Raw genomic sequence first — 21,785 nt, forward strand, 5'->3', positions numbered from 1 at the left:
TATGAAAAAAATTATTGCGATACTCTTTACGGGTTTTGCTGCTTTAAGCATAAATGCACAAGTAGGAATAAATACTAAAACACCTAAAGGAACTCTTGATGTTGAAGGGGAAACTTTAGTAGAATCTTATTTAATAGATACTGAAAATACAAAGGCAAGCGGAAACTATCTTCTTCTTACCCGGTCAAAAGATACTTCACCGGTAGGTAAGGTGAAGCTGCTGGATATATCGCTCCGTAATGTAGCCCCTGTAAATATGTATAATGTTGTATTGAAAAATGTAAGACAGGATGAAGTTGTGAATCTCAATACAGGATTAGATGCAAGTAAATATGTGGTGGCTATTACAGGTGCTGTTTTTACAGGAGCGGTTTCAGCAGCGAACACAAGTACCAACCCTAAATCGTATGGTTCTTACTCAACTGAAATTACACAGGTGACCAGCGGTGGTAAACAGTACCATGCTATTAATTTAGCTTTTAAAGGAGCAGGAACTGTTTCTTCCATCAATGGAACCTGGACACTTACCTTAAATGTCTTTGAAAAATCCTTAGTGAAAGACTGGGGAACTTTTAACGGTTCTGTTTCAGCATCCGTTTCACCGGGATATTCAGGAGTATCAACCAATACGCCACTGGGCCTTCAATAAAAAACTATGGAAAGAAAAATTTATATCACAATAATCCTATGTCTTGGGATGTTTTTAAACGCCCAGAAAGGAAAAGTAGGGATCAACACTGCTAATCCCGCAGAAACACTTGATGTTAATGGAAAAACATATACGAATTCCTTATATTTAAGAAATCCGGGAGAACCTACGATGACAGGAGGAAGCTTTTTAGCCACTTCGCAGAATGCCTTACAATTGTATGATCCGGCTTTGGAAAGCAGCGGGCTGTTCAATTATCTTAAACTTACCCTTACCGGCGTACCTGGAACAGGCATTACAGATTATGATACTAAAATTGATGCCAACAACTTTTTGGTTATCCTCCACAATTATTCCTTCAAGCTGAACGATGGAAATACGAGTGTAATGCTTGATTATGGCGACAACGGTGTGAATGATAACAAACAGGGATCACCGGATGTAGTGGCTTTCAAAAGTAACGGAACATGGCATGTCAGAGCTAGATTTACAGATAGCAGAATGATTGCCACCAACACAACTACACCATCAAGAACCTATAATAACTTTACGGTTGATCTTTATCTGATGGCTTACAAAAGATTAATTGAAAAGCAAAATATAAACGATATCAATGATGATCTTGGAGGAAACGACGGTTCTACAAAAACAATTAATAAACCTTCAGGTTTTTAATCAGCCTTCCTTTTAAAATATTTTAAAACGGTTATTTGCATAAAATAACCGTTTTCGTTTTTACTGACTGTATTTTCAATTCTTTGACAGGGAAACATGATTTATTTTTCTAAAACTTTTAAAAATCAGCAATTTCCGTTTGCTATTTCAAAAATATTTTATACTTTTGCAGTCCAAAAAGTAGGTTTATTGTTATGTGAGTGCATAACCTACTGAATAATAAATGCTTCCAAACTCATTAATTATTCAAATTTAAAAAACAAACAATGGCTAAGAAAGTCTTTAAAATGGTAAAGCTTCAGGTGAAAGGTGGCGCAGCTAACCCTTCTCCACCAGTAGGTCCAGCATTGGGTTCTGCAGGTGTGAACATCATGGAGTTTTGTAAGCAATTTAACGGAAGAACCCAAGATAAGCCAGGGCAAGTTTTACCTGTAGTAATTACAGTATACGAAGACAAATCTTTTGAATTCGTTATTAAAACTCCACCTGCAGCAATCCAGTTAATGGATGCAGCTAAGATCAAGGGAGGTTCTGGTGAACCAAACAGAAACAAAGTAGGTTCTGTAACTTGGGAACAGGTAAAGAAAATCGCTGAAGATAAAATGGCGGATCTTAACTGTTTTACAATGGACTCTGCTCTTTCTATGGTTGCAGGTACTGCCAGATCTATGGGATTAAGAGTAACAGGAACTAAACCAACTAACGCTTAAAACTTAAAGAAATGGCAAAATTAACTAAAAAGCAAAAGGAAGCTTTAAGCAAAGTAGAAAAAGGAAGAATCTATAACCTTGAAGAAGGTTCAGCTCTTGTAAAAGAAGTGAACACTACAAAGTTTGATGCTTCTGTAGATATCGCAGTAAGATTAGGAGTAGACCCTAGAAAAGCAAACCAAATGGTAAGAGGTGTTGTATCTCTTCCTCACGGTACTGGTAAAGATGTTAAAGTATTAGCTCTTGTAACTCCAGATAAAGAAGCAGAAGCTAAAGCTGCTGGTGCTGACTATGTAGGTCTTGACGAATATTTACAAAAAATTAAAGAAGGTTGGACAGATGTTGACGTTATCGTTACGATGCCAGCTGTAATGGGTAAATTAGGTCCATTAGGTAGAGTATTAGGTCCAAGAGGTTTAATGCCAAACCCTAAATCAGGAACTGTAACAATGGAAATTGGTAAAGCAGTAACTGAAGTAAAAGCAGGTAAAATTGATTTCAAAGTAGACAAGTATGGTATTATCCATGCTGGTATTGGTAAAGTATCTTTCGATGCTGCCAAGATCAAAGAAAATGCTCAGGAATTAATCCAGACATTGATCAAAATGAAACCAACTGCTGCTAAAGGAACTTATGTGAAGAGTATCTATTTATCTTCTACAATGAGCCCAGGTATTGCAATTGATACTAAATCTGTTAACTAATAATAATCCTTAAGACAATGACAAAAGACCAAAAAGTTGTAGCAATACAAGAGATCAAAGATTTGCTTCAGGATGCAAAAGTAGTATACGTAGCAGATTTAGAAGGTTTGAACGCTGGTAAATCTTCAGATTTCAGAAGACAGGCTTTCAAACAAAATATCAAAGTGAAAGTTGTAAAAAATACACTTTTACAAAAAGCAATGGAGCAAATTGAAGGAGTTGATTACTCTGAAATGTTCCCATCTTTCAAAGGAAACTCAGCGTTAATGATTGCTGAAACAGCAAACGCTCCTGCGAAATTGATCCAAGGATTCAGAAAGAAAGAAGAAAAGCCAGCTTTAAAGTCTGCTTTTGTTCAAGAAACTTTCTACGTTGGTGACAATAACCTGGACATGTTGGCTAACATCAAGTCTAGAGAAGAAATGATCGGTGAAATCATCGGATTACTTCAGTCTCCAATCCAGAGAGTTGTTTCTGCTCTTCAAAACAAACCTGAAACTGTAGAAGCTAAAGCTGAAGAAGCTGCTCCTGCGGTAGAAGAAACTCCTGCTGAAGCTCCTGAAGCTGCTGCAGAAAGCACTGACGAAACGCCAGCTGCTGAATAATTACACTCAAAAAATTAAATAAATAATCAACAAAAACATTACAACAATGTCAGATTTAAAAAATTTAGCTGAAACGCTAGTAAACCTAACTGTAAAAGACGTAAACGAATTAGCTGCTATCCTTAAGGATGAGTACGGAATTGAGCCAGCTGCTGCTGCTGTAGTTGTTGCTGCAGGTGGTGCAGGTGATGCTGCTGAAGAAAAGACTGAATTCGACGTAATTCTTAAGTCTGCAGGTGCTTCTAAATTAGCTATCGTTAAATTAGTAAAAGATTTAACTGGTGCTGGTCTTAAAGAAGCTAAAGATATCGTAGACGGAGCTCCTGCTGCAATTAAGCAAGGTGTTTCTAAAGACGAAGCTGAAGCTCTTAAGAAGCAATTAGAAGAAGCTGGTGCTGAAGTAGAATTGAAATAATTTCAATTGTATTATAAATAAAGAAGCCCGGGCATTTGCCCGGGCTTTTTTGTATGTAAGCTTTTGTAAATGTGTCTTTTAATTTTTAATAGTAATATAATATTGTTATTACTAATACTGATATAGTTTTTTATGATTGCATATTTTGTGGTAACGTATGATTTTTTTTATGTTTATTATTATGTTTAATTATTTTATGTGAATTTTTATTAGTTAATTATTGTTTTAATTGAAAAAATATTATATTTGTATTGAAAAAAACACAATAATTGGATAGAAATAACCTTCTTTTCTTTGGTCATAAGATTACGCTTCTAAAGATTTTGACGGCTATAGGAAAACTAAACACGAAGATAATATCTCTAATAAGGGCAAAGCCTGGGTTCTCATATGGTACAGCTATTACCAATCATTTATGGGGTTGCTTTGCTGATGTTTCCGTTTATTATTGGACAGGTTTGTATAATGGTTCTGCCGGTCAAAAAGAAAGCTATTGGTTATGTAATAAAGGTTTCCGGGATAATTTTCCTTTTTTTAAAACAGCAATTCTGAAATGTCCTTCCTCAGAAGTAGTAAATCGACTGCCCAATAGAATGGATGGCATTATTCATAATCCTGTAACATCTTATAAGTATAAGCGCCTTTGTGGTGTTATTTATAAATTAGATGAGAATAGAATTGTCCTTTCAAAAAGTACATTTATATAAAACATCAAATAGCATTAGAAATGAAAAATAAATTATTAACCATCGTTCTACTAATGATCTGTAAGTTTCCGGGAAATCGCTCAGGTAGGTATTTGTATTTGTACAGTCACGGGAACTCAAAAAATAAAATCTTATAAGGTTATTGTGAAATAATCATAGGATTAGCTTGTGTTGTGGAGGGGGTGCTCATATTTGGGCAGCCTCTCTCGTTTTTAAGAGTCTCAAAATGAGATGATTTATTTGTTTTTGTGGATAACTTTTTGTATCTTTGCCCTTCTTTTGGCGCGAAAAATTGTATGTAAATTTATAAAATACTGAAAATCAACTCTTTCACTGTGTAAACGTGGAGGGGATTTCGTGTATATAAATACTGCGGTAATACAGCCTCAAAAGTAATAAAAATATTTTGCATTACGCTGTGAAAAGATATACCAGTGTTGCAGTTAGAAAGAACCATGTAGGAAGTTTAAAAGAATCTAAGGTCCTTTGTGAGCGCCAAAAACACTTTTACCTTTTACTTTTATCTTGTTTCTTGTTCTTTTCTGATATTTTTTAATGAATCAAAATATTTTTTAACCCTTTCTTAAAAGTTTTATGAGTAAAACAAAATCAACAACTCAAGGAAATCCGAGAATTAATTTCTCATCAGCGAAAGGAAAAATCATCACTCCGGACTTTTTGGATATCCAAATTGAATCTTTCAGAGAATTTTTCCAGCTTGATACACTTCCTGAAGCCAGAAAGACAGAAGCTCTTTACAAGACTTTCCAAGAGAATTTCCCAATTACGGATTCAAGAAACCAATTCGTATTAGAATTCTTAGACTATCTGGTAGATTCTCCACGTTATTCAATCGATGAGTGTGTGGAAAGAGGACTTACTTATTCAGTTCCTCTAAAAGCTAGACTTAAACTGTATTGTACTGACCCGGAACATGAAGATTTCCAGACTGTGGTTCAGGACGTATACTTAGGTCCGGTTCCTTATATGACGCCAAGTGGTTCTTTTATCATCAATGGTGCTGAAAGAGTTATTGTTACGCAGCTTCACCGTTCACCTGGTGTATTCTTCGGACAAACTTACCACGCTAACGGAACCAAACTTTACTATTCAAGAATTATCCCTTTCAAAGGATCTTGGATGGAATTTACAACTGATATCAACAGCGTAATGTACGCGTATATCGACCGTAAGAAAAAATTACCATTAACAACTTTATTAAGAGCAATCGGTTACGAATCTGACAAGGATATCCTTCAGATCTTTGACCTTGCTGAAGAAGTGAAAGTTTCTAAAGCTGCCCTTAAAAAAGTAGAAGGAAGAACATTGGCTGCGAGAGTATTGAACACCTGGTTCGAAGATTTCGTAGACGAAGATACAGGTGAGGTAGTTTCTATTGAAAGAAACGAAATCATCCTGGATAGAGAAACGATTCTTGAAAAAGAACATTTGGATCTTATTCTTGATGCTGGTGTGAAGTCAATCCTGATTCACAAAGAAAACAGCAACGAATTCTCTATCATCCAGAATACATTACAAAAAGACCCTACTAACTCTGAAAAAGAAGCGGTAGAGTATATTTATCGTCAGTTAAGAAACGCAGATCCGCCAGATGAGGAAACAGCAAGAGGAATCATTGAAAAATTATTCTTCTCTGAGCAGAGATATTCATTAGGTGAAGTTGGGCGTTACAGATTGAACAAAAAGCTAGGTCTTAACATTCCAACGACAACTGAGGTTCTTACAAAAGAAGATATCATTGCTATTGTAAGACACTTAATCGAGCTTGTCAACTCTAAAGCAGAGGTTGATGATATTGACCACTTATCAAACAGAAGAATTAAAACTGTTGGTGAGCAGTTGGCTGGACAGTTCGGGGTAGGTCTTTCAAGAATTGCAAGAACAATCAAGGAAAGAATGAACGTTAGAGATAACGAAATCTTTACTCCGCTTGACCTTGTCAATGCAAAGACATTAACATCAGTAATCAACTCGTTCTTTGGTACCAACCAGCTTTCTCAGTTTATGGACCAAACCAACCCTCTATCAGAGATCACTCACAAGAGAAGATTATCTGCACTAGGGCCTGGTGGTTTATCAAGAGAAAGAGCAGGTTTCGAGGTTCGAGACGTTCACCATACTCACTACGGAAGAATTTGTCCGATTGAAACTCCGGAAGGACCAAACATCGGTTTGATTTCATCTTTAGGTATTTATGCTAAAATCAACAGACTAGGTTTCATCGAAACTCCATATAGAAAAGTAGAAGGCGGTAAGATTGAGCTTAACGCAGATCCTATCTACTTAAATGCGGAAGATGAAGAATCTAAAGTAATTGCTCAGGCAAACGTTGAATTGAGCGACAACGGTGAATTCGAAACAGACAGAATCATTGCAAGATTGGATGGTGACTATCCGGTAGTAGAACCTAGCCAGGTAGACCTTATCGACGTAGCACCAAACCAGATTTCCGGTATTTCCGCTTCATTAATTCCATTCCTGGAACATGATGATGCGAACCGTGCATTGATGGGATCCAACATGATGCGTCAGGCCGTTCCTCTATTGAAGCCACAGGCTCCAATCGTTGGTACAGGGCTTGAGCAGCAGGTTGCAAGAGATTCAAGAATTTTAATTAACGCTGAAGGTACAGGTACAGTACAGTACGTAGATGCTGACAGAATCGTTATTAAATACGAAAGAAGCGAAGACGAAGATTTAGTACAATTTGAGTCTGCTACTAAAACATACAACCTTACTAAGTTCAGAAAAACGAACCAGAGTACAACCATTACCCTAAGACCAAACGTAAGAGTAGGTGATGTAGTGGAAAAAGGACAGGTACTTTGCGACGGGTATGCTACTGAAAAAGGAGAATTGGCTCTTGGTAGAAACTTAGTGGTAGCGTTCATGCCTTGGAAAGGGTACAACTTCGAGGATGCAATCGTAATCAACGAAAAAGTTGTACGTGAGGACTGGTTTACTTCAATCCACGTAGATGAATATTCTCTTGAAGTTCGTGATACTAAATTAGGTATGGAAGAACTTACAGCAGATATTCCAAACGTATCTGAAGAAGCTACGAAAGATCTTGACGAGAACGGTATGATCAGAATCGGTGCTGAAGTGAAGCCTGGAGATATCATGATTGGTAAAATTACTCCAAAAGGTGAATCTGACCCAACTCCTGAAGAAAAACTTCTTAGAGCAATCTTCGGTGATAAAGCTGGTGATGTGAAGGATGCTTCACTGAAAGCAGACTCATCATTAAGAGGAGTTGTTATCAACAAGAAATTGTTCTCAAGAAATATTAAAGACAAAAAGAAAAGAACTGAAGAAAAACTTAAACTTGAAGAAATTGAAAACACTTACAAGGCTAAGTTTGATGAGTTGAGAAATACATTAATTGAAAAATTAAATACACTGGTAAGCGGTAAAACTTCTCAGGGGGTACAAAACGACCTTGACGAAGAAATCATCGGTAAAGGTGTGAAATTCACTCACAAGTTATTAACTTCAGTTGAAGATTATGTAAACGTTAGCGGTTCAGACTGGACAGTAGACGCTGACAAGAATGAATTGATCAAACAATTGATTCACAATTACAAAATCAAATATAACGACATTCAAGGAGTTAAAAACCGTGAGAAATTTGCTATTTCAATCGGAGATGAGCTTCCTGCAGGTATCATGAAGCTGGCTAAAGTTTACATCGCTAAGAAACGTAAACTGAATGTAGGAGATAAAATGGCAGGACGTCACGGTAACAAAGGTATCGTTTCAAGAATCGTTCGTGAAGAAGATATGCCATTCCTGGAAGACGGAACACCGGTAGATATCGTATTGAATCCACTTGGGGTACCTTCCCGTATGAACATCGGTCAGATTTATGAAACAGTTCTTGGATGGGCTGGTCAGAAGCTGGGTATGAAGTTCGCTACACCAATCTTCGATGGAGCAACTCTTGATCAGATTACTGAATATACAGACAAAGCAGGTCTTCCTAAATTCGGTCACACTTACCTTTATGATGGTGGTACTGGAGAAAGATTTACTCAGGCTGCGACTGTAGGGGTTATTTACATGCTGAAATTAGGACACATGGTTGATGACAAAATGCACGCACGTTCTATCGGTCCTTACTCATTGATTACTCAGCAGCCGTTAGGAGGTAAAGCTCAGTTCGGAGGTCAGAGATTCGGAGAGATGGAGGTTTGGGCACTTGAAGCATTCGGTGCATCTAACATCCTGAGAGAGATCCTTACTGTGAAGTCGGATGACGTGATTGGTAGAGCAAAAACTTATGAAGCAATTGCAAAAGGTGAATCTATGCCTGAACCAGGTATTCCGGAATCATTCAACGTATTACTTCACGAGTTACAAGGTCTTGGATTAGACGTAAGATTGGAGGAGTAAGATATCAGATGTCAGACACAAGATGTCAGACTACGACACTCTAACAATTTTATAATCCTTGAATTTGGAATGATGATTTCTTCTGAAATCTGAAATCTGAAATCTAAAATCTAAAAAAAATTATGTCAAATAAAAATAAATCAAGTAGATTTAATAAAATAACCATCGGTTTAGCTTCACCGGAGTCTATTTTACAAGACTCAAGAGGGGAGGTTTTAAAACCGGAAACTATTAACTACAGAACTCACAAGCCTGAAAGAGACGGGCTATTTTGTGAGAAAATCTTTGGTCCTGTAAAGGATTACGAATGTGCTTGTGGTAAATACAAGAGAATTCGTTACAAAGGAATCGTTTGTGACCGTTGTGGAGTAGAAGTTACTGAGAAAAAAGTAAGAAGAGAGAGAATCGGGCACATCAACCTTGTAGTTCCAATTGCACACATCTGGTATTTCCGTTCATTACCAAACAAAATCGGATACCTTTTAGGAATTCCTTCTAAGAAATTAGATATGATCATCTACTACGAAAGATATGTGGTGATCCAGCAGGGTATTGCTAAAAAATTAGACGGTTCTGATTTTGAAAATATGGAATTCCTTACAGAAGAAGAGTACCTTGATATCATGGAAACTCTTCCTGTAGAAAACCAGTATCTTGATGATTCTGATCCAAACAAATTCATCGCCAGAATGGGTGCTGAAGCTGTGGAAGATCTTTTAAAAAGAATCGATCTTGATGCATTGTCTTTTGACTTGAGACACAAAGCTCACAACGAAGGTTCAAAACAAAGAAGAACTGAAGCTCTTAAGAGATTGAACGTGGTAGAAGCATTGAGAGGTGCTAATACAAGAATGATCAACAGACCAGAGTGGATGATCATGCGTGTGCTTCCTGTTATCCCGCCAGAACTAAGACCATTGGTTCCATTGGATGGAGGACGTTTCGCAACTTCTGACCTGAATGACCTTTACAGAAGAGTTATCATCAGAAATAACCGTTTGAAGAGATTATTGGAGATCAAAGCTCCTGAAGTAATCTTGAGAAACGAGAAGCGTATGCTTCAGGAATCTGTAGATTCATTATTCGATAACACAAGAAAATCTTCTGCAGTAAAATCTGAGTCAAACAGACCATTGAAATCACTTTCTGATTCATTGAAAGGTAAGCAAGGTCGTTTCCGTCAGAACTTACTAGGGAAAAGGGTTGACTACTCTGCGCGTTCGGTAATTGTTGTAGGTCCAAACTTACAGCTTCATGAATGTGGTATTCCTAAAGATATGGCAGCTGAACTTTACAAACCGTTCATCATCAGAAAGCTGATTGAAAGAGGAATTGTAAAAACAGTAAAATCTGCAAAGAGAATTATCGACAGAAAAGAACCGGTAGTTTATGATATCCTTGAAAACGTGATGAAAGGTCACCCTGTTCTATTGAACAGAGCACCTACGCTTCACAGACTGGGTATTCAGGCTTTCCAACCTAAGATGATCGAAGGTAAGGCAATCCAGCTGCACCCGTTAGTAACTACAGCCTTCAACGCCGATTTCGATGGTGACCAGATGGCGGTACACTTACCGTTAGGACCAGAAGCGATCCTTGAAGCTCAGTTATTGATGTTAGGTTCTCAAAACATCCTGAACCCTGCAAACGGTTCTCCAATTACAGTACCATCTCAGGACATGGTTCTTGGTCTTTATTTCATGACTAAAGAATTAAGCTCTACTGAGACCATGAAAGTAAAAGGAGAAGGTCTTGCATTCTACTCTCCTGAAGAAGCGGAAATCGCTTATGCTGAAGGAAGAGTATCTTTAAATGCTAAAGTAAGATGTAGACTTCCTATTAAAGAAGACGGTGAAATCGTAACAAGACTGATCGAAACTTCTGTAGGTAGAATCCTTTTCAACCAGATTGTACCTAAACAGGTAGGATATATCAATGAACTTCTGACTAAGAAATCATTGAGAAACGTTATCGGTAAGATCCTTGCTGATACGGATTTCCCTACAACTGTGAAGTTCCTTGATGCAATGAAAGACTTAGGGTATTCAAACGCATTCAAAGGAGGTCTTTCTTTCTCACTTGGGGATATCGTAGTTCCTGTTGAGAAAAAACAGATGATTGCACAATCAATCGAAACTGTAGACGAAATTAGAGCCAACTATAACATGGGTCTGATTACCGATACAGAACGTTATAACCAGGTAATCGACGTTTGGACAAATACCAACGCCGGATTAACTGAAATGATCATGAGCAGAATGAAAACTGATCAAGGTGGTTTCAACTCTGTATATATGATGCTTGACTCTGGAGCGAGGGGTTCTAAAGAACAGATCCGTCAGTTATCAGGGATGAGAGGTTTGATGGCAAAACCGCAGAAAGCTGGTTCTACCGGAGCGGAGATCATTGAAAACCCGATCCTTGCCAACTTTAAGGAAGGTCTTTCGATTCTAGAGTACTTTATCTCTACCCACGGTGCTCGTAAGGGTCTTGCGGATACCGCTCTTAAGACAGCCGATGCCGGTTACTTAACGAGAAGATTGGTAGACGTTGCACAGGACGTTATCGTTACAGAAGACGACTGTGGAACTCTAAGAGGTACAGAAGTTACTGCACTTAAGAAAAATGACGAGATCGTTGAAAGAATCTCTGAAAGAATCTTAGGTAGAGTATCTCTTCATAATATTTACGATCCTGAAACTGACGAGCTTATTGCAAGTGCAGATCAGGTGATCATTGAATCTTTGGCGAAAAGAATCGAAGAAGCTGGATTAGAAGCTGTGGAGGTTCGTTCACCATTAACTTGTGAAGCTAAGAAAGGTATCTGTGCGAAATGTTACGGTAGAAACTTGGCAACAGGTAAAGTGATTCACATGGGTGAAGCGGTAGGTGTAATTGCAGCACAATCCATTGGGGAACCAGGTACTCAGCTTACGTTGAGAACCTTCCACCAGGGGGGTACTGCAGGTAACGTATCAGAAAACCCATCTATCGTTGCAAGAAGAGATGGTATCGTAGAAATGGATGAAGTAAGAACAATTACTTCTGAAGATGAAAACGGTAATACAGCTGAGGTTGTGGTTTCCCGTTCAACAGAATTCAGATTAGTTGCTGATAATGAGTCCAGAACTCCATTAATGGTAGCTAACGTACCTTACGGATCTATATTATCTGTAAAACCAGGTGATAAAGTGAAGAAAGGTGATACAATCTGTAGATGGGATCCGTATAACGCGGTTATCATTGCTGAAACTTCAGGTAAGGTAGAATACGAGGATATCATCCAGGGTATTTCATTCCAGCTTGAAATTGACGAACAAACAGGATTCGAAGAGAAAGTAATCTCTGAATCCAGAAATAAGAAAGCCGTACCTACCCTGAAAGTGGTAGACTCTAAAGGAGTTGAGCAAAAAGCTTACAACTTACCGGTAGGAGCCCACTTAATGGTTAACGATGGTGAAAAAATTAAGGCTGGTAAAGTCTTAATCAAGATCCCAAGAAAATCTGCAAAAGCAGGGGATATCACCGGAGGTCTTCCGAGAGTTACCGAATTATTCGAAGCAAGAAACCCTTCAAACCCAGCGGTTGTTACTGAAATCGACGGGGTAGTTTCTTACGGAAAAATCAAGAGAGGTAACCGTGAACTTATTGTTGAGGCTAAAACCGGAGAAAGAAAAATTTACTTAGTAAAACTTTCTAACCAGATTCTTGTTCAGGAGAATGACTTCGTAAGAGCAGGTTCTCCACTTTCTGACGGTTCTATCACACCGGAAGATATCTTGAGAATTAAAGGTCCAACAGCCGTTCAGGAATACTTAGTAAACGAAATTCAGGAAGTTTACCGTCTACAGGGGGTAAAAATCGATGATAAGCACTTCGAAATTATCGTAAGACAAATGATGACGAAAGTATCTATCGTAGATGGAGGTGATACTCAATTCCTTGAAGGAGCTCTTGAACATAAGTATGACTTCCTGGAAGAAAACAACAGAGTATTCGGTCTTAAAGTAGTAGTAGATGCTGGTGATTCTAAAGAATTCAAGCCAGGTCAGATGATTACTGCAAGAGAATTAAGAGACGAAAACTCTAAGTTGAAGCGTGAAGATTTAGCATTGGTAGAAGTAAGAGAAGCTCTTCCTGCTACGGCAACTCCGGTACTGCAAGGTATTACAAGAGCAGCCCTTCAGACTAAGTCATTCATGTCGGCAGCATCATTCCAGGAAACAACTAAAGTTCTTAACGAAGCAGCAGTTGCTGGTAAGATAGACGATCTTAACGGTCTTAAAGAAAATGTAATTGTAGGTCACAGAATCCCTGCAGGTACAGGTCTTAAAGAATATCAGAACGTTATTGTTGGTTCTAAGAAAGAATTCGAAGACCTTAACTAAAATTAATGATTTGAAATTTGGGATTTGAAATTATTTTTATATTTTCACAATCTCAAATTTCGAATTTTAAAAACATAATTTATAACAATGGACAACAATCAAAATCCACAAGACGGAAACATCAACATCGAATTAAACGAAATGGTAGCGGCTGGTATCTATGCTAACCTTGCATTGGTAAACCACTCCCCATCTGAATTTGTAGTAGACTTTATTCAGTTGATGCCAGGTGTTCAGCAGGCTAAAGTAAGATCAAGAGTAATTCTTGCTCCACTTCACGCTAAAAGAGTATTAAATGCTCTTCAACAGAACATCGCTAACTACGAGCAGCAGTTCGGAGAAATCAAAGAAGTTGAGCCTTTCGTATTAGGAGGAAACAACGTTCAAGCGTAAGATTTCTTTTGTAATCATATAATTGCCCCGGATTTATCCGGGGCTTTTTGTTTTTTAATTAAAAAAAAATAAGCATTTTAATTAAAAAACAAAAAACGCTCAATTAGGTATTTGATATATTTGTGTTGTTTTTATATGTATATCTGTAATGTATTTTGTTTTTTATTGAATATTTAATATTTATTTTTAATATATTTGAAAAAAAACAAATGAAACTGAAAATCTATCCTATCGCAGCGGTATTATTCTGCACTTTTACTAATGCACAGCAAAATACGCTCAACAATAATCAAAAACATTTACAGAAATTGTATGCCCAGTACGATAAGAAACTTAAACAGCAACATAAAGCTGCTAGGGCAGCTGGAATACCTCCCAATGAATATTATGAGGAAGATTACAAAAGAACAATGGATCCAGTTACAGGAAGGACTTATTTTGGGAAACTGGTAAAAATAAATCATGATATCCTGTCGGGTAAATATCGTTCTGAAAAACCTATGTCATTTATTTCCAGTAATCATCATTCTTCCACTGGAAAAATTATTAATGAACCCTGGATTGAAAGAGGACCATATGATGTAGGAGGGCGAACAAGGGCAATTATGTATGACCCTAATGATACTACCGGCAAAAGAGTCTTTGCAGGTGGAATTTCCGGTGGACTTTGGGTTAATCAGGATCCTTCTGTAAGTACAAATGAATGGCAGCCGCTCAGTACGTTCTGGGCCAATACTTCGGTTTCATGCATTACTTACGACCCAAACAATCCACAGGTATTTTATGTTGGTACAGGGGAATGTGAAACGGGTGATGCCAAAGGATCCGGAATTTGGAAATCAACGGATGGAGGCACTACCTGGACACAGATATTTACAATACCGGTAACCTATTCGAATGGAATAGGAAATGGAAACTTTTATATTAATGATATTAAAGTTAGAAATAATGCTGGAGTTTCAGAGGTTTATGCTGGAGTAAGCGGTAATTATTCTAGTGGTACATTTCAGGGATTAAATCAGGCGGGATTGTACAAATCTACAGACGGAGGTGCTACATTTGTAAAGAACACCAGTTTATTAGCACAGAATACAACAACAAATTCAACCAGTACAATAGGATATTCTATTCAGCAAATAGAAATCGGAGCTGATAATTCGGTTTGGGTCTCCACCAGATCTTCAATATATTCCACTATAGATTCAGGAGGAAGAATTTTTAAATCTGCTGACGGAAATACTTTTAATCAGGTGTATAATGTTGGAAATGCAGGAGCAAGAGTCAATTTTTGTCTTTCCAAAACAAATGCTAATAAAGTGTATGCTTTTATGCAGGGAAGCTCTACTACTGCAGAACCAATCAGAATTGCACGTTCTGCTGACGGAGGAGTAACATGGCAGGCTACCAATGATACAGCGCCTGTTTTGACATTACCTGCGCCTACAGACACGAGTATTCCTGCTAATGATTTCACCCGGGGACAATCTTTTTATGATCTTGTGATTGCAGCAGATCCTCAAGATGACAATACAGTGTATATCGGAGGTGTTGATCTGTATAAATCTACCAACGGAGGAGGTACATGGAGTCAGATTTCAAAATGGTCCAATAATAACAATATGGCCGCTTTACAGGTTTCAGAGGTACATGCGGATCAGCATGCAATCATATTCAGTCCTTATAATAATTACGCAACCGGGCAAATGCTTTTTGGAAATGATGGAGGAGTGTATTATGCTTCCAATAAAACCAATATCGGGACTGTAGATGGCTTTGTTGCAAGAAATACCAGGTATAATGTAACTCAGTTCTACACAGCTATGCTCAATCCTACAAAAGTACCTGCTAACGAAGAATTACTGGCGGGGGCTCAGGATAATGGTTCATGGTGGCTTTATGGTGTTCCACAAGCCAATAACTTTCTTTCCAAGTGGCCTGCTACAGGGGGAGATGGCATGTACACAGAATATGATGATCTGGATACTTATGAAATATCAAGCTATACTTATAACAATCACTATTTATTGACGAACAATGCGCAGAGTCTTATAGCCGATACCAATGCAAATTTAGGACATTTTGTCAATGAAATAGCATTAGATAGAATCAATGATGTCTTCTATTCTTACCGTTCAGGGCTCACGCTTTTCAGAACAAGCGGACTTTCTGCTACTGCTACATCATTCACTAATGATGTGGTTACTGTAGGAACAGCACAGTCCGGAGAGCAGATATCGTGGATGAAAGTATCCCCTTATACAACTGCTTCCACCACACTTTTTGTAGGAACCAATCTTGGGAGAATCTTTAAAATAGCAAATGCAAATACCACAGCATATACAGCAACTCTGTTAACATCACCAATAGCAGGAACTATTTCTGATATCGAGTTTGGAGCAAATGAAAATGAGATTATGGTAACACTTTCCAATTATAACCTCACCAGCGTTTTCTATTCTACAGATGGAGGAACAACCTGGCAGAACAAAGAAGGAGACCTTCCTGATATGCCGGTAAGAACAGTCCTCAGAAATCCAGACGATCCCAATGAAGTATTAATAGGAACAGAAATGGGAGTTTGGGGAACTACTAATTTCCTTGATTTAACTCCTGAATGGTCTTCAGTAACTGGAAATATAGGGAATGTGAGAATTACTAATCTGGATTACAGACCTGCTACCAAAACAGTATTGGTTTCTACTTATGGAAGAGGAGCCTGGACAACACAGAATACGCTGACTCCATTGTCAACCACAGAGACCAAATTTAAAAAGAATATGAATATTATATATCCGAATCCTTCAAAAGGGATTTCCCATCTGAGATTTGATACAGCTAAATATAACAGCGTGGATATAAGTATTGTGGATGCATCGGGAAGGCTTGTGTATAGTAAGAAAAACGTAAAATCTGATGAAGAGTTCGGACAAAAAATGTTATCTGGAAATTATATACTGAAAGCCGAATATAAAGGTGAAATTGTATATAGTGGTAACTTCCTTGTATTGGGACCTAAAGGAGGTGATAATGACTAAAAAATGAATAATCAATTATTTTTAACTGTGTTTTGGATGCTGGCTTCCTGCGGGATGCCGGTATCCTCTTTATATCAGGATAAGGCAATATCAGTCATCTCTGCTGAAAAAACAGAATGGACAGGAGGAAGATCGGGAGTAAAGGGAATCATGTATACCGTTAAATTTAAGAAAAATAATAACAGTATAGTTACGGTAAAAACGCTGAGAGCAGAAGGAAATACTATTCCGTTTAGTCAGGATAATGCCGGAAATACAATTATAGTAAGAGGCAATCTTCAGTATAAAAACGAAGATGAAACCAAAATGGCTGATCAGGTGCCGGCAGGAAAATCTGATGAAATTCCTGTTTCCCCCAAAAAAAATCCAAAAGACAATTGGATAGAATACAATGTACAAGGTTCCCAAACGCTGCACAGAATAAACATTTCAAAATTTATTGCAGTTGATTTTTCCGGTGAATCTGCTCCTTAATATCCAATTCTTTGTACAAAAAAATATTTTCTATTGTATTGTGCCTTTCTGTTATCGTATTGTTCAATAATATGATATATTCCGGTATGACTTTTCTGAAAAAAGAATTGTATAAGAAAACACAATATAATATTACCAGGAATAAATTCAAGGATTCAGAAACCGTGTGCTTTACAGAAGCAGATATTGCAAATGTGCAGTGGAAAGAAAAGAAGGAATTTATTCTTAACGGATATTCTTATGACATCATCCAAATACGGATCATTAATGGAGAAAAAAAATTCTTCTGTTATAGGGATAAAAAAGATATAATCATCAATTCCCTGATTGATCTGTCAAAAATGCTGGCTGTACAAAATATAGATATGCACAAGCATATTAACTTCCCTCTGCATCATAAAAATGAATGTAAAACCTCTCTTTTTTTAGCGGTTATTTCTAGTAAAGAAGATGATGTTTCGGATCATTCAGATTTCAGAATACTCCCGGACTATAATTTTCCATCAGCAAATACATCCTATATATCCATTATTCCTCCTCCTCCTGAAATGTGTATCCATCAAAACAGATATAAATAGTATATTAATGGTAACACAAATTTTGAATAATGAAAAAATATATATGCATGGCAGCGGCGTTAGGCTGCATTATAGCGCATGCTCAGCAAAATCAGGAGGGGACAATTGACGAAGTGAATATCCTGGGAAGAAAAAAAATAAAACAGGAACGTGCGGAATTTAAAAGACATGGACAGTCAGTAGAAACTCTTTCCGAAGAAGACCTTAGCAGAAATAATCCGGCAGCAATAGATCAGACTTTATCCACTATGGCAGGACTGCAGGTAGATAAAAGAACCAACTTTGGTGGCCAGAGACTTGTTGTCCGGGGATATGGAAATGATCAGAAATTCAACAACTGGGGAGTGAAAGCATACTGGAATAATATACCGTTAACTACAGCAGAAGGAATCACTGTTCTGGATGATATGGATTTTGCTTTTGTGAATAATGTAGAAGTTATTAAAGGTCCGGCAGCCACCATGTATGGAGGTGGAACAGGCGGAGCGGTCCGTTTTTATACAAGACCGGATTTTACAAAAGGAATTTCAGTTTCGGAAGATGTAATGTTGGGCGCTTTTAAAACCTTTCAGTCCAGAACACAGCTGAATGCTGCAGATGAAAACTACTCCGTAAATGCTGCATATGGACATCTTGAAACTGACGGTTACAGACCCAATGGAGGTGGATTAAAAAACTTTTTCAATGTCAATGGTACAGTGAAATTAAGCAAAAAAGATCAGTTAAGTTTCCTTGCAAGTCAGGCTTATTCGTACGAACACACTTCAGGACAGATCTCATACGATGATTACTATGCCGGAATCGATAACGGAAATGTTGCTTATATCAGAAAAAATGCCGGAACAAAAATAAAATCAACAAGAGTAGGATTGAGTAATACTGTAAGCCTTACTTCAAATTTAAAAAACTATACCACTCTGTTTTATTATAACGCAAATACAGAAAGTGTTTCTGCCGGAGCATACGGAGTGACGAGTTCCCCGAATGTAGGGCTGCGTTCCACTTTTACATTAAAGAACGGGTTTAAAGATTTTGAAAATAAGCTGGACTTTGGCGTAGAAATACAAAATTCTGTTTCCACTACTTCAAGTTATCGTTTTACAGGCTCAGAAACAAATCCACTGCAGACAACAGGAATGTCCGAAGCATCTTATTTTAAATATAATAATAATCAATCCACCTATTTTGTGATCGATTATCTGACATATAAGCCCTGGGGGCTTACTTTGCTCGCTGGACTTAGTGCCAACAGAACCAATTATGACAGGAAGGATCTTTATGCCTTACCAGATTTAGTTCCCGGACACAAAGATCAGTCTTTTAATAAAAAGTATGACATGGCTTATACGCCTCATTTTGCATTACAGAAAGAATGGAAACACCAGATCTTTAATCTAAGCTATAGTGAAGGATATAATACTCCTACCGCAGCTTCTTCGTTCATAACTGCTACCAACACTGTAAATGATGATTTAAAGCCTGAGCGTGCAAAAATGTTTGACTTCAGTGTACATGGCCTTTTACTGAATACAAAACTGGATTACCGCATTTCAGCATTCAGAATCGACTATTCCGATAAACTTGCACAGCTCCTTTTACCAGGTAATACAAGTGGGCAAACGTACTGGGCTAATACCGGAAGTCAGAAAAATACAGGCCTTGAGTTGAGTATAGGATATCAGTACAGAACAGAGAACTCATTTATTGAGAGAATTGTTCCTTTTGTAAATCTTTCTTATTACGATACAAAATATAAAGATTTTTCAATCTATGATCCCAAATATCAAGACCCTGTTACAGGGAAGACTGTAGGGAAACTAATGGTGTACGACCATAAGACAGTAGTAGGAGTACCAAGAAATAAGTACGCTGTAGGATTGGATATCTTTACCAAACCGGGATTTTATCTGGTGAATACATATAATTATCTTGGAAATGTTTATTCTGATTTTAACAATTCGAATCTGGTAAAAGGTTTCGGATTGCTTAATTCAAAATTAGGGTTTAAAAAATCATTCAATAAACTGGATCTGGACCTGTATGTGATGGGTAATAATCTTACCAGCCAGATTAATTATACATTTTTATTCTTAGGAAATAATATCAGCGATTCAGATAAAGGAAGTAACTACATAGTTCCTACAGATCTCAATCCGGGACCTGGAAAAGCCTATTTCTTTTACGGATTCAATGTGAAATACAGATTTTAAAATATACTTTTATATTCATAGATATCTTTTTACAGCAAAATGAAAATGCCACAGTTCATGACTGTGGTTTTTTATTGAATTATAAACATCACTGAAATTCATATTGGATTTGTCTAATTGTTAATTTTCTTTAATGAGGTGAAAATATGTAGTAAGCATATATCAATTTTATATCTTTGTTTAAGAAAAAGCAGAAAATATAAGATATGATTGATAACTCGTTCGCTGTAAGTAAATTTGGCTTTTTGGGTGCCGAATTTTTATCGGAGCTTGAAAAACATGCTGTTGCTGTTGATATAAAAGCAAAAACAGAGATCATAAGAGAAGGGCAGAAGAATAAATTTGTTCCTTTCCTCATAAAAGGCTCTATCAAAGTCTTTACCCTTAATGATGGAAGAGAACTGATCTACTATTACATCAAACCGAAAGATAGCTGTCTCATGACCTTTTCATCCATTCTGACAGATTATATCAGCAGGGTATATGCCATCGCAGAAGAAGATTCGGAAGCGATTCTTATTCCCGTTTCTGTCATGCACGAATGGCTTATAAGGTTTCCGGAAATCAATAAGCTCTTTTACCATGAATATGACCGGAGATTTTCAGAAGTTATGAATATGGTGAATGATGCTGTTTTCCATAAACTGGATAAAAGGGTTCTCAATTATATCAAACAACAGATTTCGTCCAAGGGAAACAATCCTATTAAGATCACCCATCGTGAAATTGCCAACAGTTTGGGGACTTCCAGAGAAGTTGTGAGCAGAGTTCTGAAAAAAATTGAAAGCGAAGGTGAAATTGTTCAGACTAAAGAAGGAATAAAAGTTCCTGTAAATGAAAATGTTAGAACGGTCTAATTTTAATTGTTTGAAAAGTTTATTTCTATTATTGATAAAAACAATTTGACTGGTGACTTTTATCACCTATTTTTGAATTGAGAACTCAATAAGTTTGTCATATCATAATTTAATTCAAATTGTATATGACAAAAACTCTCTTATTTTTGTCAATGTTTTCTTCAGGTCTTGTCTTTGCACAGGAAGACCTGCTGAAAGATATTGACACGGTTAAAACCAATACAGAAACCTCACAACCTGCTTTCAAAGCCCTTCAGATTGTAACAGGACAATCTACAAAACTTGCAGCCAAAAAAGAATGGTACATTATCGTTGCCCATAGATTTGGTGATATAAGCGCTGGATTTAAAGACTTTTTCGGTCTTGATCATGCTTCCACCAAATTAGGTGTTATCTATGGTATTTCAGACGCAGTATCTGTAAGCCTTTCCAGAGAAACTAATATGAAAACATTTGAAGGAGCAGTGAAATACAGATTGATAAAACAAAGTGAAAACTTCCCGGTGGATATTGTGGGGTATAACGTAATGGGAGCCAATACTGAACTGGATAAGGACACATATCCTCACCTTACATTCAGTGACAGGCTTTCTTATCTTACCCAGGCATTGATCTCAAGAAGATTCAGTGATAAGCTTTCAGTACAGCTTACACCTTCATTTGTTCATAAAAACCTTTATGAACCTACCATTGAAAACAAAAACCAGTTTATGGCAGGTTTGGGAGGACGCTATAAAATTTCAAAACGAGTTTCTGTGAATGCAGAATACTTTGTGAATTTTGACGATCACAGTTTTTATAAAAACCCTTTATCGTTGGGCGTAGATATAGAAACCGGAGGACATGTGTTCCAGCTTTTACTGACAAACTCCCAGATTAATTCTGATATCGGATATCTTACCAATGCCACAGGAGCATGGGGAAAGGGACATATTTTCTTTGGGTTTAATCTTTATAGAGTTTTTTAAT

16 protein-coding genes are annotated in these 21,785 nt (G+C 37.3%); all 16 read left to right on the forward strand.

Annotated elements, in window-relative coordinates:
- Nucleotide 1 precedes the first annotated feature (1 nt).
- Complete coding sequence (locus tag AC59HC_RS08475) at nucleotides 2-649, forward strand: hypothetical protein (RefSeq protein WP_110008217.1); 648 nt, start codon at nucleotides 2-4, stop codon at nucleotides 647-649.
- Nucleotides 650-655: 6 nt separating this feature from the next.
- A complete protein-coding gene (locus AC59HC_RS08480; protein WP_110008216.1) occupies nucleotides 656-1,324 on the forward strand; it encodes a hypothetical protein in 669 nt (222 codons plus the stop codon).
- 266 nt (nucleotides 1,325-1,590) lie between these two features.
- Entirely contained in the window at nucleotides 1,591-2,034 is a 444-nt protein-coding gene (gene rplK / locus AC59HC_RS08485) for a 50S ribosomal protein L11 (protein WP_047435399.1), read from the forward strand.
- 11 nt (nucleotides 2,035-2,045) lie between these two features.
- Nucleotides 2,046-2,738, forward strand: coding sequence for a 50S ribosomal protein L1 (gene rplA, locus AC59HC_RS08490; protein ID WP_002976422.1), 693 nt, complete (start codon nucleotides 2,046-2,048; stop codon nucleotides 2,736-2,738).
- Between the two features lie 17 nt (nucleotides 2,739-2,755).
- Nucleotides 2,756-3,343: a 50S ribosomal protein L10 gene (gene rplJ / locus AC59HC_RS08495; RefSeq protein WP_110008215.1), complete on the forward strand. Its 588-nt coding sequence runs from the start codon at nucleotides 2,756-2,758 to the stop codon at nucleotides 3,341-3,343.
- Nucleotides 3,344-3,389: 46 nt separating this feature from the next.
- A complete protein-coding gene (rplL, locus tag AC59HC_RS08500; protein ID WP_062675820.1) occupies nucleotides 3,390-3,758 on the forward strand; it encodes a 50S ribosomal protein L7/L12 in 369 nt (122 codons plus the stop codon).
- A 269-nt stretch (nucleotides 3,759-4,027) separates the two neighbouring features.
- The gene (locus AC59HC_RS08505) at nucleotides 4,028-4,465 is read left to right on the forward strand and encodes a hypothetical protein (RefSeq protein WP_202841462.1); all 438 of its coding nucleotides are present in this window, start codon (nucleotides 4,028-4,030) and stop codon (nucleotides 4,463-4,465) included.
- 594 nt (nucleotides 4,466-5,059) lie between these two features.
- Complete coding sequence (gene rpoB / locus AC59HC_RS08510; RefSeq protein ID WP_137905183.1) at nucleotides 5,060-8,881, forward strand: DNA-directed RNA polymerase subunit beta; 3,822 nt, start codon at nucleotides 5,060-5,062, stop codon at nucleotides 8,879-8,881.
- 122 nt (nucleotides 8,882-9,003) lie between these two features.
- Nucleotides 9,004-13,269, forward strand: a complete 4,266-nt coding sequence (gene rpoC, locus AC59HC_RS08515; RefSeq protein WP_110008212.1) for a DNA-directed RNA polymerase subunit beta' — start codon at nucleotides 9,004-9,006, stop codon at nucleotides 13,267-13,269.
- A gap of 87 nt (nucleotides 13,270-13,356) precedes the next feature.
- On the forward strand, nucleotides 13,357-13,662 hold the full coding sequence (locus tag AC59HC_RS08520) for a DUF3467 domain-containing protein (protein ID WP_002976436.1): 306 nt from the start codon (nucleotides 13,357-13,359) through the stop codon (nucleotides 13,660-13,662).
- 209 nt (nucleotides 13,663-13,871) lie between these two features.
- On the forward strand, nucleotides 13,872-16,697 hold the full coding sequence (locus tag AC59HC_RS08525) for a T9SS type A sorting domain-containing protein (RefSeq protein WP_496558428.1): 2,826 nt from the start codon (nucleotides 13,872-13,874) through the stop codon (nucleotides 16,695-16,697).
- A gap of 3 nt (nucleotides 16,698-16,700) precedes the next feature.
- Nucleotides 16,701-17,171 carry a hypothetical protein gene (locus AC59HC_RS08530; RefSeq protein WP_411413382.1) on the forward strand — a complete coding sequence of 157 codons (471 nt, stop codon included), beginning with the start codon at nucleotides 16,701-16,703 and terminating at the stop codon, nucleotides 17,169-17,171.
- 86 nt (nucleotides 17,172-17,257) lie between these two features.
- Nucleotides 17,258-17,749 (forward strand): hypothetical protein, encoded by a 492-nt coding sequence (locus AC59HC_RS08535; protein ID WP_411413383.1) that lies wholly within the window; start codon nucleotides 17,258-17,260, stop codon nucleotides 17,747-17,749.
- Between the two features lie 29 nt (nucleotides 17,750-17,778).
- Nucleotides 17,779-19,959 carry a TonB-dependent receptor gene (locus tag AC59HC_RS08540; protein ID WP_496558429.1) on the forward strand — a complete coding sequence of 727 codons (2,181 nt, stop codon included), beginning with the start codon at nucleotides 17,779-17,781 and terminating at the stop codon, nucleotides 19,957-19,959.
- A 206-nt stretch (nucleotides 19,960-20,165) separates the two neighbouring features.
- Nucleotides 20,166-20,816, forward strand: coding sequence for a Crp/Fnr family transcriptional regulator (locus tag AC59HC_RS08545; protein WP_202841452.1), 651 nt, complete (start codon nucleotides 20,166-20,168; stop codon nucleotides 20,814-20,816).
- 125 nt (nucleotides 20,817-20,941) lie between these two features.
- Nucleotides 20,942-21,784 carry a DUF5777 family beta-barrel protein gene (locus tag AC59HC_RS08550; RefSeq protein WP_202841450.1) on the forward strand — a complete coding sequence of 281 codons (843 nt, stop codon included), beginning with the start codon at nucleotides 20,942-20,944 and terminating at the stop codon, nucleotides 21,782-21,784.
- The last annotated feature ends 1 nt before the right edge of the window (nucleotide 21,785 follow it).

The organism is Chryseobacterium sp. DZ-32 (assembly GCF_059587025.1).